This is a genomic window from Chitinasiproducens palmae, assembly GCF_900095735.1.
GTDB lineage: Bacteria > Pseudomonadota > Gammaproteobacteria > Burkholderiales > Burkholderiaceae > Chitinasiproducens > Chitinasiproducens palmae.
The window spans coordinates 171,594-186,499 of the sequence record NZ_FNLO01000008.1; the positions used below are offsets into that span (position 1 = coordinate 171,594).

The 14,906-nt window shown below is 67.2% G+C and carries 11 protein-coding genes; 2 read left to right on the top strand and 9 right to left on the bottom strand.

Translation table 11 applies throughout. The features are described from left to right. Positions 1-74: 74 nt before the first annotated feature. The 5 genes from holA to BLU54_RS14320 all read right to left on the bottom strand — a co-directional run bounded on the left by holA (position 75) and on the right by BLU54_RS14320 (position 6,141). On the bottom strand, positions 75-1,175 hold the full coding sequence (holA, locus tag BLU54_RS14300; protein ID WP_091909662.1) for a DNA polymerase III subunit delta: 1,101 nt from the start codon (positions 1,173-1,175) through the stop codon (positions 75-77). Between the two features lie 18 nt (positions 1,176-1,193). Continuing rightward, positions 1,194-1,736, bottom strand: a complete 543-nt coding sequence (locus BLU54_RS14305) for an LPS-assembly lipoprotein LptE (protein WP_091909940.1) — start codon at positions 1,734-1,736, stop codon at positions 1,194-1,196. A 20-nt stretch (positions 1,737-1,756) separates the two neighbouring features. Then, complete coding sequence (gene leuS, locus BLU54_RS14310; protein ID WP_091909665.1) at positions 1,757-4,366, bottom strand: leucine--tRNA ligase; 2,610 nt, start codon at positions 4,364-4,366, stop codon at positions 1,757-1,759. A gap of 124 nt (positions 4,367-4,490) precedes the next feature. Further along, on the bottom strand, positions 4,491-5,288 hold the full coding sequence (gene dapB / locus BLU54_RS14315) for a 4-hydroxy-tetrahydrodipicolinate reductase (RefSeq protein ID WP_091909668.1): 798 nt from the start codon (positions 5,286-5,288) through the stop codon (positions 4,491-4,493). 7 nt (positions 5,289-5,295) lie between these two features. Continuing rightward, complete coding sequence (locus tag BLU54_RS14320; protein WP_235837960.1) at positions 5,296-6,141, bottom strand: outer membrane protein assembly factor BamE; 846 nt, start codon at positions 6,139-6,141, stop codon at positions 5,296-5,298. Positions 6,142-6,331: 190 nt separating this feature from the next. Here BLU54_RS14320 and fur point away from each other — a divergent pair, with 190 nt between their 5' ends. Beyond that, positions 6,332-6,775 (top strand): ferric iron uptake transcriptional regulator, encoded by a 444-nt coding sequence (fur, locus tag BLU54_RS14325; RefSeq protein WP_091909674.1) that lies wholly within the window; start codon positions 6,332-6,334, stop codon positions 6,773-6,775. Positions 6,776-7,012: 237 nt separating this feature from the next. Here fur and gap read toward each other — a convergent pair whose 3' ends face one another. After that, positions 7,013-8,023, bottom strand: coding sequence for a type I glyceraldehyde-3-phosphate dehydrogenase (gene gap, locus BLU54_RS14330; RefSeq protein ID WP_091909943.1), 1,011 nt, complete (start codon positions 8,021-8,023; stop codon positions 7,013-7,015). A 101-nt stretch (positions 8,024-8,124) separates the two neighbouring features. Next, positions 8,125-10,215 carry a transketolase gene (tkt, locus tag BLU54_RS14335; protein WP_091909678.1) on the bottom strand — a complete coding sequence of 697 codons (2,091 nt, stop codon included), beginning with the start codon at positions 10,213-10,215 and terminating at the stop codon, positions 8,125-8,127. Between the two features lie 365 nt (positions 10,216-10,580). Between tkt and BLU54_RS14340 the strand changes: the two genes are divergently transcribed. After that, positions 10,581-11,315 carry a 16S rRNA (uracil(1498)-N(3))-methyltransferase gene (locus tag BLU54_RS14340; RefSeq protein WP_091909946.1) on the top strand — a complete coding sequence of 245 codons (735 nt, stop codon included), beginning with the start codon at positions 10,581-10,583 and terminating at the stop codon, positions 11,313-11,315. Between the two features lie 54 nt (positions 11,316-11,369). On the opposite strand, the gene BLU54_RS14345 is transcribed toward BLU54_RS14340, so the two are convergent. Together BLU54_RS14345 and BLU54_RS14350 are read right to left on the bottom strand one after the other, a co-directional pair. Beyond that, the gene (locus BLU54_RS14345) at positions 11,370-11,921 is read right to left on the bottom strand and encodes a barstar family protein (RefSeq protein WP_091909681.1); all 552 of its coding nucleotides are present in this window, start codon (positions 11,919-11,921) and stop codon (positions 11,370-11,372) included. Positions 11,922-12,533: 612 nt separating this feature from the next. After that, a complete protein-coding gene (locus tag BLU54_RS14350; protein WP_091909684.1) occupies positions 12,534-14,834 on the bottom strand; it encodes an NADP-dependent malic enzyme in 2,301 nt (766 codons plus the stop codon). Positions 14,835-14,906: the final 72 nt, after the last annotated feature.

The following is a 14,906-nucleotide window of genomic DNA, read 5'->3' on the forward strand; positions in this document are numbered from 1 at the left end:
GCATCTCGTCACGCATTTCCGTCACGCTCCCTGGCGCTCTCTCGTTTCACGCTGTTTCGTCGCCGCTGCCTGCTTCATCCCGTCTGGCGCCGGGCCGATGACGCGGGCTCGGCGGCCACCCGCATCGCCAGGTCGAACAGACCCTGCCACGGATCAGGGCTGGCCGGCAGCGTCCCGGCCCGCAACTGCCCCGGCGGCATGCCGCTGCCCAGCCCCTTCAACTGTGCGTCGAGCCGCGCCGCATCGGCCAGCGCGCCTTCCAGCGCATCGAGTTCGACGCGCCGCACCGCCTGGCCCAGGAACCGCTCGCGTGGTCCCCAGACCCGATTCGCACGGGCCAGCTCGGCCAGCGAGCGGCCGGCGGCCAGGCCGCGCTTGACGCGGATCAGCGTGCGGATCTCCTCGACCACCGCCCACAGCACCAGGATCGGCGTCTCGCCCTCGCCGCGCAGGCCATCGACCATGCGCGCCAGCCGCGCCACGTCGCCGGCCAGCATGGCTTCGTTCAGTTTGAACACGTCGTAGCGCGCGACGTTCAGCACTGCCTCGCGCACCTGTTCGTCGTCGATCTCGCCTGGCGGGTAAAGCAGACCGAGCTTCAGGATCTCCTGGTGCGCGGCGAGCAGGTTGCCTTCGACCCGTTCAACGATGAACTGCAACGCGCGCCGGCCGGCCTCGCCGGCGGGCACCCGCTGCCGCTGGCGCGCCAGCCGCTCGCCGATCCAGTTGCCGAGGTTGGCGCGCTCGATCACGTCGATCCGCACGCCCACGCCAGCCGTGGTCAGCGCGGTGAACCATGCCGACTTCTGCGTGCTCGCGTCCAGGCGCGGCAGCGTCACGAGCATCACTGTGTTCGGATCCGCACCGGACTGGCGCGCCAACGTCTGCAGCGCCTCGCCGCCCTCTCGGCCCGGCTTGCCGCTGGGCACGCGCAGCTCGACCAGACGCTTCTCGCCGAACAGCGACATCGCCTGGCTGGCACCGAGCAGCGCGCTCCAGTCGAAGCCGCGCTCCGCCACGAAGGTCTCGCGCTCGGTGCATCCGGCCGCGCGCGCGGCCTGGCGAATCGCGTCGACGCTTTCCTGCACGAGCAGGTGCTCGTCGCCGAACACGACGTAGAGCGGCCGTAACGCCTTGGCCAGATGTGCCGGCAATGCATCGGCACGCAACAGCATTGGTGTGCTCCCGGCGGCTTACAGCGGCGGCGTCGGCAACGGCGCGCGCGAGTTCACGCCCGGCACCGCCTGTTCGTCCGGATCGAGCGTGCGCACCACGGTCAGCCGGCGCAGCAACTGGTTGACGATGTCGGTGTCCATGTCGCGATAGAGTAGCGTCGCTTCCTGATCCTTGGCGAGCGCATAACGGTCGCTGTACGACATCGACCGGTTCACGCTGATCGTGCTGGGCGGCACCAGCACCGCGCCATTGCTGCCCACCAGCGAGTACTGCGCGACACTGGTCAGCACGTACTCCTGCGCCACCCCGGTGACGCTCAGCGTCAACACGCCGCGGCCGCGCGTAACGGCCAGCATCAGCGTTGCGTCCGCGTCCTTCGGCGATGTGACGATGCGGGTCTCGCTGCCGCCCTCGACCATGCGCTTGAGCAGCGCAGCGGTTTCGGGATTCGGCGCGCCCGCGACGTAGAGCCGCTTGAACGGGAACGCGTAATCGCCGCGCAACTGGAAGCCACAGGCAGCCAGGCTCAGCAGCAGGATCAGACAGACGTAGCGGATCAACGCAACCATCGCTCCCTTCCTCAGACGACCACGTTCACCAGGCGCCCGGGCACCACGATGATTTTCTTCGGCGCCCGGCCTTCGCCGAACCGCTCGACCATCTCGTGCGCGCGGGCGGCGGCCTCGATCGCTTCGCGCGAGGCCTCGTTCGCGACAATCAGCGTGCCGCGCGTCTTGCCGTTGACCTGCAGCACCAGCTCCTGCGCAGCGACCTGCAGCGCCGCTTCGTCGACCACCGGCCACGGCGCGTCGAGCAGGTCGCCGAACTCGCCGGCGTAGTCGAGCGCCTCCCACAACACGTGGGTGACGTGGGGCACGATCGGATACAGCACGCGCAGCAGCACGCCATAGCACTCGCGCAGCACCGCTTCGCCCGAGGCCGAGGTCGCCAGCTCGCGCGCGTTATCGATCGCGTTGAGCATCTTCATCGCGGCCGAGACCACCGTGTTGTACTGCAGGCGCTGGTAGTCGAAATCGGCCTGCTTGAGGACCGTGTACACCTCGCGGCGCAACGCCTTCTGCGCATCGTTCAGCGACGCCGCGGCGAAGGTGCTGCGCTGGCCGAGCGCATCGGCCTGCGACTGACCGAACGCCCACAGCCGGCGCAGGAAACGACTGGCGCCCTCGACGCCCGTGCCGGACCACTCGAGCTGCTGCTCGGGCGGCGCGGCGAACATCGTGAACAGGCGCGCGGTGTCGGCGCCGTGCTGGTCGATCAGCGTCTGCGGATCGACACCGTTGTTCTTCGACTTCGACATCTTCTCGATGCCGCCCATCGTCACCGGCGCCTCGTCGGACTGCGCGACGGCGGCAATCGGCCGGCCCCGCTCGTCGTGCTGCACGCGCACGTCGAGCGGATTGAACCACTGCTTCTTGCCGCTGGCGTCTTCGCGATAGAAGGTCTCGTTCAGCACCATGCCCTGCGTCAGCAGGTTCTGCGCGGGCTCGTCGAACGACACCAGGCCGAGTTCGCGCATCACCTTGGTCCAGAAGCGCGAATACAGCAGATGCAGGATCGCATGCTCGATGCCGCCGATGTACTGGTCCATCGGCATCCAGTAGTCGGTCCGGCTGTCGACCATCGTCGGCGCGTCCGGGCAGGTATAGCGCGAGAAATACCACGACGAATCGACGAACGTGTCCATCGTGTCCGTCTCGCGGCGCGCGGCGCCGCCGCAGCGCGGGCAGGTGGTGTTGACGAACGCAGCCGACTTCGCGAGCGGATTGCCCGTGCCGTCCGGCACCAGGTCGTCGGGCAGCACGACCGGCAGGTCCTGCTCGGGCACCGGCACGTCGCCGCAGCTGTCGCAATGGACGATCGGAATCGGCGTGCCCCAATAGCGCTGGCGCGAAATGCCCCAGTCGCGCAGGCGATAGGTGATGCGCTTCTCGCCCAGGCCGGCGGCCGCCAGGTCGCCGACGATCGCATCGACCGCCGCGACGAAGTCCAGGCCGTCGTACTTGCCGCTGTTGATCAGCACACCGCGGGTCTTGTCCGCGTACCACTCGGCCCACGCGGTGTCCGAGAAGGTTTCGCCCTCGACCGCAACGACCTGGCGGATCGGCAGCCGATAGCGCAGCGCGAACGCGAAGTCACGCTCGTCGTGCGCCGGCACGCCCATCACCGCGCCTTCGCCATAGCTCATCAGCACATAGTTGCCGATCCACACCTCGACCGGCTCGCCGGTCAGCGGATGGCGAACCGAAAAGCCGGTTGCCACGCCCTTCTTCTCGGCGGTCGCCAGATCGGCTTCGGCGACGCCGCCGTGCTTGCATTCCTCGATGAAGGCGTGCAGCTCCGGCCGGTTCTCGGCCAGGCGCGTGGCCAGCGGATGCTCGGCCGCGATCGCGACGAAGGTCGCGCCCATGATCGTGTCGGCGCGCGTCGTGAACACGCGCAGTTGCCGCTCCTCGCCATCGAGCGGGTAAGGGAACGCGAAGTTCACGCCGAAGCTCTTGCCGATCCAGTTCTGCTGCATCACCTTGACGCGCTCGGGCCAGCCCAGCCCGTCGAGGTCGGCGGCCAGTTGCTCGGCGTAGTCGGTGATCCGCAGGTAATACATCGGGATCTCGCGCTTTTCGACCAGCGCGCCGGAACGCCAGCCGCGCCCGTCGATCACCTGTTCGTTGGCGAGCACGGTCTGGTCGACCGGGTCCCAGTTCACCGTGCCGGTCTTCTTGTACGCGATGCCCTTCTCGAGCATCTTCAGGAACAGCCACTGATTCCAGCGGTAGTAGTCCGGATCGCAGGTCGCCACTTCGCGCGACCAGTCGATCGCCAGCCCCATCGCCTGCATCTGCTTCTTCATGTAGGCGATGTTGTCGTAGGTCCAACGCGCCGGCGGCACGCCGTTGGCGATCGCGGCATTCTCCGCCGGCATGCCGAACGCGTCCCAACCCATCGGCATCAGGACGTTGTAGCCCTTCATGCGCAGATGCCGGTACATCACGTCGTTGATCGTGTAGTTGCGCACATGGCCCATGTGCAGCTTGCCCGACGGATAGGGCAGCATCGAGACGCAATAGAACTTCTTCCGGTCGCGCCGCTCGGTCGTCCGATAGGCGTCGATCGCCCGCCAGTGCGCCTGCGCGGCGCTTTCTACCTCGGCGGGAGCGTATTTTTCTTGCATGATGTGATGACGATCGGTCGCGCGATGCCGCGCGTAAGGAAAGCGAGCCGTACGCCACGCCGACCGGCGCGCCGCGGCGAAAAGCGACGATTATAAAAGCGGGCCGGCGGCAGCCGACCCCGGATCAGCGCAGGCCCAGCACGTCCTGCATGTCGTACAGCCCAGCCTCGCGGCCGGCCAGGAAGTGCACGGCTCGCAGCGAACCCTCGGCATAGCTCTGCCGGCTCGACGACTTGTGCGAAATCTCGATGCGCTCGCCGATGCCGGCGAACAGCACCGTGTGGTCGCCGACGATGTCGCCGCCACGAATCGTCGCGAAGCCGATCGTGCCTTCCTCGCGCGGACCGGTGACCCCTTCGCGGGCATACACTGCGCAATCGTCGAGCGAACGGCCCGACGCCGCGGCGACCACCTCGCCCATCTTCAGCGCGGTGCCCGACGGCGCGTCGACCTTGTTGCGATGGTGCGCCTCGACGATCTCGACGTCATAGCCGGTCGCCAGTTGACGCGCGGCGAGGTCCAGCAGCTTGAGCGTGACGTTGACGCCCACGCTCATGTTCGGTGCGAAGACGATGCCGATGCGGTGGCTCGCGGCCTCGATCACCGCCTTCTGCGCCGCCGTGAAGCCGGTGGTGCCGATGACCACGCGCGTGCCATGCCGCTGCGCGGCCTCCAGGTGGACCAGTGTTCCTTCCGGCCGCGTGAAGTCGATCAGGTAATCGGCACCGCCGATCACCGCGTCCAGGTCGCTGCTGATCGCAACGCCGATCTCGCGCCCGAGGAATGCGCCGGCATCGCGGCCCGACGCCGCGTCGCCGGCCGGCACCAGCGCGCCGCTGAGGGTAAGCGCGGGATCGGCCAGTACGGCTTCGATCAGCATGCGGCCCATCCGGCCGGTTGCGCCTGCCACCGCTACCCGCAACGTCGACTCACTCATTGCCGGCTCCGCTCGCCGTGCTGCCCGAGGCGGCTTGCGGCGGTTCGGCCAGCGTGCTGTCGCTGTTCGCACGGCGGCGCGACGGCGTCAGTCGGATCTGGTTCGGCTGCTTGAGTTCGGGCGTGGCCGACGGCGGACCGCCGCGCACCACCGGTTGCGGGGCGTTGCGCGCGACCGGCTCGGAGGCCGGTGTCGGTTCTGCCAGACGCCGGTTGGCGGCGTCCGCGGCGCGCTCGTTCGGCGCCACGCCGCTGACCGGTGCGGCGGCCGGCGGCGGCATCGAAGCCGCGGCCGGCGTGGCGGCGGTCTGACTGGCCGTCGCATCGAACTGGCGCGCGGCGGCCGTGTCCTTCGCCGACGCGTCGATCTGGCGACCGCGCGTGTCTTCGCGCTTGTCGCCGTCGATCAGCGCGATCAGATCCTGCTCGCTCGGCAGATCCTCGGCACCGGACCAGCTGACCAGCCGGTCGCCATCGAAGTTGATGACGAGGTCACGCTTCTCGACGACCGAACTGGAGCCGCGTTTGAAATAGAAGATGTAGTCCCAACGATTGGTGTGGAACATGTCGGCCAGCAACGGCGTGCCGATCGTCGCGCGCACGTCGCTGCGCGACTGGCCCACTTGCAGACGGCTCGCCGCCTCGCGGGAGACGAAGTTGCCCTGCACGATGGTGACGCGATACGGCGTCACATAACGCGCGATGCGACCGGTGAGGCCGTCATAGGTCGAACAGGCACCCAGCAGCGAGGCGCCGATCAGGAGCGCAGCGAGGCAGCGGCCCCGCGCCGGAACACGACCGGCGCGGTCGCGGAACATCAACGAAGTCTTAGGAGTCATGTCACCGATGGAGGGGGTTGCCTGCCAGGCTGCGTCCTGCTCTGTCTACGTCCTTCCGCCCATGCCCTCAGCGGGCGCGGCGGCACGCCCAACTGTGCAGAAGCGTTGAGCGCGTCGTGCCGGCTGGCGTCCGGCACGCGAAAAACCCTTTATCATGGGGCCTTGTATTGTACTCTAGTGAAGATTAGCGATGACTAATCCCGCCGACCTGAAGAATATCGGCCTCAAGGCGACCTTGCCGCGCCTGAAGATTCTCGAAATCTTCAACCAGGCCAACAGCCAGAACGAACTCCCGCATCACCTGACGGCGGACGACGTCTATCGCAAGCTGCTCGACGAAAACCTCGATATCGGCCTGGCCACCGTCTACCGGGTGCTGACCCAGTTCGAGCAGGCCGGCCTGCTCTCGCGCAGCAACTTCGAGTCGGGCAAGGCCGTGTTCGAACTGAACAGCGGCACCCACCACGACCACCTGGTCTGCCTCGACTGTGGCCTGGTGGAGGAATTCATCGACGAGGAAATCGAGGCACGCCAGAAGCGCATCGCGAGCGAACGCGGCTTCGCGCTGCAGGAGCATGCGCTGGCGATGTACGGCACCTGCAAGCGGCCGAACTGCCCGAACAAGAAAGGGTAGCGGCAGCGAAATTGCTCCCGGCCCGGCGCTGGCGGCGCAACGCCTGCCCCGGAACGCCGCGTTCAAGCGCGGCGCGCAGCGACCAAGGCAACGCACAGACGGAAGCAACGCACGGGACGGAAGCAAGGCACGGGACGGAACGAAAAAAGGCCGGCGCGAAGATCGCGCCGGCCTTTTTTGTCGTCCGCGGTCCGTGGCAGCGGCCTGCGAAGCCGCCCACGGAGCCGCGTTGCGGCTTTACTTCGCGTTCGCGAAGGCGACCGTCGTGTCGAGCATCCGGTTCGAGAAGCCCCACTCGTTGTCATACCAGCTCGACACCTTGACCAGGTTGCCATGGACCTTGGTCAGCGTCGCGTCGAACGTCGACGAGGCCGGGTTGTGATTGAAGTCGACCGACACCAGCGGCGCCGTGTTGTACGCCAGGATGCCCTTCAGCGGGCCTTCGGCGGCTTCCTTGAGGATCGCGTTGACTTCGTCGACCGTGGTCTCGCGGCTGGCGACGAACGACAGGTCGACGATCGAGACGTTGATCGTCGGGACGCGGATCGCATAGCCGTCCAGGCGGCCATTCAGCTCGGGCAGGACCAGGCCGACGGCCGACGCGGCGCCGGTCTTGGTCGGGATCATGCTGTGCGTGGCCGAACGAGCGCGGCGCAGGTCTTCGTGATAGACGTCGGTCAGAACCTGGTCGTTCGTGTAGGAGTGGATCGTCGTCATCAGGCCACTGACCAGGCCCAGCTTGTCGTGCAGCGGCTTGACCAGCGGCGCCAGGCAGTTGGTCGTGCAGGATGCGTTCGAGATAACGGTGTGCTCCGCCTTCAGCACATCATGATTCACGCCATACACCACCGTCGCGTCGACGTCCTTGCCGCCCGGCGCCGAGATGATGACCTTCTTCGCGCCGCCCTTCAGGTGCGCGCTGGCCTTTTCCTTCGACGTGAAGAAGCCCGTGCATTCGAGCACCACGTCGACGCCCAGCTCGCCCCACGGCAGTTCCGCCGGGTTGCGGTTGGCCAGCACGCGGATCTTGTCGCCATTGACGACCAGGTAGTCGCCCTCGACCGACACTTCGCCCGGGAACTTGCCGTGGGCCGTATCGTACTGGGTCAGGTGCGCGTTCGTTTGCGCATTGCCGAGGTCGTTGATCGCGACGATCTCGATGTCATGCTTCTTGCCGCCTTCGTAGAACGCCCGCAGCGTGTTGCGACCAATACGACCGTAACCGTTGATTGCTACGCGAATCGCCATCATGAACCTCCTGGTTTGCTAGTGATTGGGCCTGTCGCGAGACGCCACCGCGATCTCGACAGGGGCAGCCGCGGCGGGCCGACCGCGCCCGCCGCCTGGCGTCAGCCGAGCGCGGCTTCGACCGTCTTCACGACATTGTCGACGGTGAAGCCGAAATGCTTGAACAGAACGGCCGCGGGGGCCGATTCGCCGAACGTGTCGATGCCGACCACGCCGCCTTCGAGGCCGACGTACTTGCGCCAGAAATCGGTCACGCCCGCCTCGATCGCGATGCGCACGACGCCGTGCGGCAACACCTGCTCGCGCCAGGCGGCGTCCTGCCGGTCGAACACGGTGGTCGAGGGCATCGACACGACGCGCGCGGCAATGCCGCGCAGCGCCAGCGGTTCGACCGCCTTGACGGCCAGCTCCACTTCCGAGCCGGTGGCGATCAGGATCACCTTGCGGCCCGGCAGGTCCTCGTTCCAGTCGCGCAGGACATAACCGCCGCGCTTGACGTTGCCGAGCTGCACCGCGTCGCGCGCGTTGAACGGCAGGTTCTGGCGGCTGAAGATCAGGCAGCTCGGGGCCCGGCGCGAAACCGATTCGACCCACGCCACCATCGTTTCGACCGTATCGGCCGGGCGCCAGACGTCCAGGCCCGGAATCAGGCGCAGGCTGGCGACGTGCTCGACCGACTGGTGCGTCGGGCCGTCCTCGCCAAGACCGATCGAATCGTGCGTGAACACGAACAGCGCGTGCGCCTTCATCAGCGCCGCGACACGCAGCGCGTTGCGGCTGTAATCGGAGAAGGTCAGGAAGGTGCCGCCGAACGGAATGTAGCCGCCATGCAGCGCGATGCCGTTCAGCGCCGCGCTCATGCCGAACTCGCGCACGCCGAAATTCACGTAGTTGCCGGTGCCGACGCCGCCCTTCGATGGCTCCGGCACGGCGCTGCGGCGGCCGCCGGGCGTCGGCTCGGCACGGGCGCGCACAAACTTGGCCGCCTTCCAGTTGGTCAGATTCGAGCCGGTCAGGTCGGCCGAACCGCCAAGCAATTCCGGCAGCACGGCGGCCAGCCCTTCGATCGCTTGCTGCGAGGCCTTGCGCGTCGCGACGGTTTCGCCGCGCTGGTCGACCGCGTCGATCAGCGCCTGACTCTGCTGCGCCCAGTCGTCCGGCAGGCGCGCGTCGACGCGACGCAGAAATTCGGCTGCCTCGGCCGGGTACTTCGCGCGATATGCATCGAAGCGCGCCTGCCATGCCGCCTGCTCGGCACGGCCCTTCTCGCGGCCGTCCCATTCGTCATAGATTTCCTTCGGCAGCACGAACGCTTCGTGCGGCCAGTTCAGGGCCGTGCGGGTCGCCATGATTTCGGCCTCGCCCAACGGCGCGCCGTGTACGTCGTGGCCACCGGCCTTGCTGTGCGCGCCGTGACCGATCACCGTGCGGCAGCAGATCAGCGTCGGCCGGTCGCTTGCCTTCGCGGCGATCAGTGCCGCGTCCACCGCGTCGACATTGTGGCCGTCGACTGCGCGGATGACGTTCCAGCCATAGGCCTCGAAACGCTTCGGGGTATCGTCGCCGAACCAGTGCACGACCTCGCCGTCGATCGAAATGCCGTTGTCGTCGTACAGCACGATCAGCTTCGAGAGGCCGAGCGTGCCGGCCAGCGAGCAGGCTTCGTGCGAGATCCCTTCCATCAGGCAGCCGTCGCCGACGAACGCGTAGGTATGGTGATCGACGATCGCCGCGTCGTCCTTGTTGAACTCCGCCGCCAGCAGCGCTTCGGCCAGCGCCATGCCGACCGCGTTCGCCAACCCTTGGCCCAGCGGTCCGGTGGTCGTCTCGACGCCCGGCGTGATGCCCACTTCAGGGTGACCCGGCGTCTTGCTGTGCAGTTGCCGGAAGTTGCGCAGTTCCTCGATCGGCAGGTCGTAGCCGGTCAGGTGCAGCACCGCGTACAGCAGCATCGAGCCGTGACCGTTCGACAGCACGAAACGATCGCGATCCGCCCAGTGCGGGTCCTGCGGATTGTGGCGCAGGTGACGCTGCCACAGCGCGACGGCGATCTCCGCCATCCCCATCGGCATGCCCGGATGACCGGAATTGGCTTGCTGGACGGCGTCCATGGCCAGGAACCGGATCGCGTTCGCAGCGGGCGACAAGACGGTGAGCGGTACGGGACTGGAGACGGTGGTAGGCGAGGTCATGAAGGATTCGCTGGGTCGCAAGAAGGGCGTCCGGCACGCATCGCGCGCCTTGCCGTGCCGCTTGACGGCGGACAGCCGGCGCGGGCTGTCATTCTAGCAGATGGCACCCTCTTTTCCGCAGCATGTCGGCGCCCGCGGCCCTCGGAAGCCACCGCGGCGGGCTCGTTCGCGCCGGCCGGCCGCCGCGTCGTCGCCGCATCGGCGCCGCGTCGCAGGCATGGCGCTGCGCTGCCCATCCGCTGGGCGGCACCGCGCAGCGTCGCGTCGCTTGACATGGCATCGCATCACCGCGCGTGGCGCCGGCGCGCCGCCGATGGCAAACTGACGCCGCCCTGCATCACGGCGCTCAGCCGCCCGCCATCGCCATGCCACGCTTTTTCGTTCCCACCCCGCTTGCCGCCAGTGGCGATACCATCGACCTGCCCGACGAAGTCGCCCGGCACGTGCAGGTGCTGCGCTTGCGGGCCGGCGACCCGCTCACCCTGTTCGACGGGTCGGGCGGCGAGCATAACGCCGTGCTGGTCGCCGTCGAAAAGCGGCGCGTCAGCGTGCGCCTGGCGGCTTTCATGCCGGTGGAGCGCGAGACGCCGTATCGCGTGACCCTGGCGCAGGGCCTGTGCAGCAACGAGAAGATGGACTGGCTTGTCGAGAAATCCGTCGAACTTGGCGTGACCGCAATGGCGCCGCTGATTGCCGCGCGCTCGGTGGTCCGTCTCGACGGGGAGCGCGCCGCGCGCCGCCGCGCACATTGGGCGGGCCTGGTCGCGGCCGCCTGCGAGCAATGCGGGCGCAATCGCCTGCCGGCGGTGGCGGCGCCCGCCGGCCTGGCCGACTGGCTCGACGCGCAACGCTCGACGCCGGGCATGAAGCTGATGTTCAGTCCGCGCGGCAGCCGGCCGTTCGACACGTTGCCGGCGCTGGCGCCCGACGAACCAGTCACGCTGCTGGTCGGCCCGGAGGGCGGACTGGATGAAGCGGAGGAACGGCTCGCGCGGCAAGCCGGTTTCGAGGCGATCTCGCTCGGCGCGCGGATTCTGCGGGCCGAGACCGCCGGCATCGCCGTGCTGGCGGCGCTGGCGGCGCGCTGGCAGGGCTGGTGAGCCCCCCGGTCAAGGCCGCCGTGGCGACGCCGCGGCGGCGCTCGCCCCCCGTCGTCAGGCGAACGAGTAGAAGACGCGGAAGCTGATGCCCTGCTCGGCCCAGAACTCGGCCGCTTCCCGGAACACGTCGAGCAGCGTCTCGCGCCCTTCCTTGTCGAACCGGGGCACCGTCGGCAGGCTTTCGAGCACCACCACGAAGCCAGGCTGCTCCCCGGCCTGATGGACGAGTTCGGTCAGGCAGTCGTACAACGCATCGAAGTTCTTGCCGCACTGCTTCGGGAACAGAAACGAGGTCGCGATGGTTTCCATCACCTCGGCCTTGGTGGCCGCCAATGCGCAGTCTGCGTACAGGAAATGCAATCCCAGCCGCTCGGCCTCGGCGGCCAGATCCGGCACGCGGAACGCGCGGATCGACTGCACGATGTTGGCGCGAACCGAACGGAACAGATTGACTGTGTCTTCGCTCGCGATGGCCGGCGTATGGCGCGGCTGCTGAGCCAGCCCATGCGAGCGCATCGCCAGGACCCGCTTGAACAGGTTGGCGTCGTTCCGGCCGAACAGGTCGGCTGCGGCGACGGCGTCGTACGCAGGGAGGTTGCGACTCATACCGTTATCCTTCGATCCGTTTGCTTCGGTCAGTGTGAAGCTGCTGCAAGGCCGGCGTACGATCGCGCCAGCCCTGGATGCCGCGGCACGCGCACGCCTGATCGCCTAACCGCCTCGGTGCGGCATGTCGATCGCTGCCACGAATCGCTTCGCACAGTCGGCAGGCCGTTGCCGCTCCGGCGGGATGCCACGCCACGCGGTTGCGTTGCGCGCATCGCGCGGCGGAATCGTCACCGTCTGAGACATTACAGGCGTTGGCTGCACTAGCCTATCGCCGGACGCCGACTTCTCGATCTGACTGAAGCTCGCGAAAAAACGCCGAAGAAGTGCGAGAAAGCGGCCAGATCGACGTGGTTGACGAGCGAAGAGCGGCGATCATCATGGCGCTTGCATGCCGTGTCGGCGCGGGGAACCGGCCGAAAGATGTAAGGGTAGCGCTTTAGGCGGGGCGAAGCAATGTCGACGCGCCCGATCGGTAAGCGCCGCCTGCACAAGCGCGAGGCGGACCGGGGTGCGGGTAGGCGGCAAATGGCACACCGCCGTCAAGCCGGCCGCCCTCGCGGGCGCCGGCACGCGAACCGCGCGCGGCCTCCGCAGAGGCCGCTGCACCGGTCAGTTGCGCGCCGCGGCGGCCACGTCGGCAACTAGTAGGGCCGTCATGTTGACGATCCGACGCACCGTTGCCGACGCGGTCAAGACGTGGACTGGCTGGTTGGCGCCGAGCAGGATCGGGCCGATGGCGACATTGTTGCCGGCCGCGGTCTTGAGCAGATTGTAGGTGATGTTGGCCGCATCGATGTTCGGCATCACCAGCAGATTGGCTGCCCCCTCCAACGTCGAATCCGGCAGGATTTCCTTGCGCAGTTGCGGATCGAGCGCGCAGTCGCCGTGCATCTCGCCGTCCACATCCAGTTCAGGCGCTCGTTCGCGCAGGATCTGCAACAGATCGCGCATCTTCTGCGCGCTCGGTGCGCGGCTGCTGCCGAAGTTCGAGTGCGAGACCAGCGCGATCTTCGGCTCGATGCCGAAGCGCTTCATTTCTTCGGCGGCCATGATCGTGATTTCGGCCAGTTCCTCCGGCGTCGGATCCACGTTGACGTGGGTGTCGACCAGGAAGATCTGCCGTCCCGGCAGGATCAGCGCGTTCATCGCACCGTAGACCGAGCAGCCCGGGCGGCGGCCGATGACCTGGTCGACGAAATGAAGGTGACGATGTGTCGTGCTCAGCGTGCCGCAGACCATGCCGTCGGCTTCGCCCTTCTTCAGCAACATCGCGCCGATCAGCGTCGTACGGCGGCGCATCTCGACCTTCGCCAACTGCGCGGTGATGCCCTGCCGGGCCATCATCTTGTGATACGTCTGCCAGTAGTCGCGATAGCGCTCGTCATGCTCGGGGTTGACGACGGTGAAGTCCTCGCCCGGCACCAGCCGCAGGCCATAACGCTCGATGCGCTGCCGGATGACCGCCGGACGGCCGACCAGGATCGGCCGCGCGAGCTTTTCGTCGACCGCGATCTGCACCGCGCGGAGAATGCGCTCTTCCTCGCCCTCCGCGAACACGATGCGCTTCTTGTCCATGCCGATGCTGCGCGCCAGCTGAAACACCGGCTTCATGATCGTGCCGCTTTGATACACGAACTGCTGCAGACTCTCGCGATACGCGTCCATGTCCTCGATCGGACGCGTCGCGACGCCGCTGTCCATCGCGGCCTGCGCGACGGCCGGCGCCACCTTGACGATCAGACGCGGGTCGAACGGCTTCGGAATCAGGTACTCGGGACCGAACGACAGATCCTGGATGCCGTACGCGGTCGCGACGATGTCGCTTTGCTCCTGACGGGCCAGTTCGGCGATCGCATTGACCGCCGCGATCTCCATCTCCTTCGTCACGGTCGTCGCGCCGGCGTCGAGCGCGCCCCGGAAGATGAACGGGAAGCACAGGACGTTGTTGACCTGGTTCGGATAGTCGGTACGACCGGTGGCGAGAATCGCGTCGGGACGCACTTCGAGCGCGAGCTCCGGCAGGATTTCCGGGTTCGGATTGGCCAGCGCCAGAATCAGCGGACGCTCGCCCATCTTCTTGACCATGTCCTGCTTCAGCACGCCCGCGGCCGACAGGCCGAGGAAAATGTCCGCGCCTTCGATCACTTCACCAAGTGTGCGAGCTTCGGTCTCGCGCGCGAACCGCTCCTTGTCCGGGTCCATCAGTTCGGCACGGCCCTTGTAGACCACGCCGGCCAGGTCGGTGACCGTGATGTTCTCGCGCGGCAGGCCAATGTCGACCAGCAGTTCGAGGCAGGCAAGCGCGGCGGCGCCAGCGCCAGACGCAACCAGGCGCACCTGATCGATCGCCTTGCCCACCACGCGCAGTCCGTTGGTCACCGCCGCGGCGACGACGATCGCCGTGCCGTGCTGGTCGTCGTGGAACACCGGGATCTTCATCCGCTTGCGACACTCGCGCTCGACGGTGAAGCAGTCCGGTGCCTTGATGTCTTCCAGATTGATGCCGCCGAAGGTCGGCTCCAACGCGGTGATTACGTCGACCAGCTTGTTCGGATCGGTTTCATTGATCTCGATGTCGAACACGTCGATGCCGGCGAACTTCTTGAACAATACCGCCTTGCCTTCCATCACCGGCTTCGAGGCCAGCGGACCGATGTTGCCCAGACCAAGAACCGCCGTGCCGTTCGTCACCACGCCGACCAGGTTGCTGCGGATCGTGAAACGGGCGGCGTTCAGCGGGTCCCGTTCGATCTCCTCGCACGCTGCCGCCACGCCCGGCGAATACGCCAGTGCGAGGTCGCGCTGGTTCAGTAGCTGCTTCGTCGGCGTGACCGCGATCTTGCCCGGCGTCGGAAATTCGTGATAGTCGAGCGCGGCTTCACGCAGCTTGGTATTGACTGGAGTCGACATAGGAATAAGAACGCACGACGCGTTTCGCATTAGACAAGTTTTTTGAATTGCGCATTGTAGCGCCAAACCCAT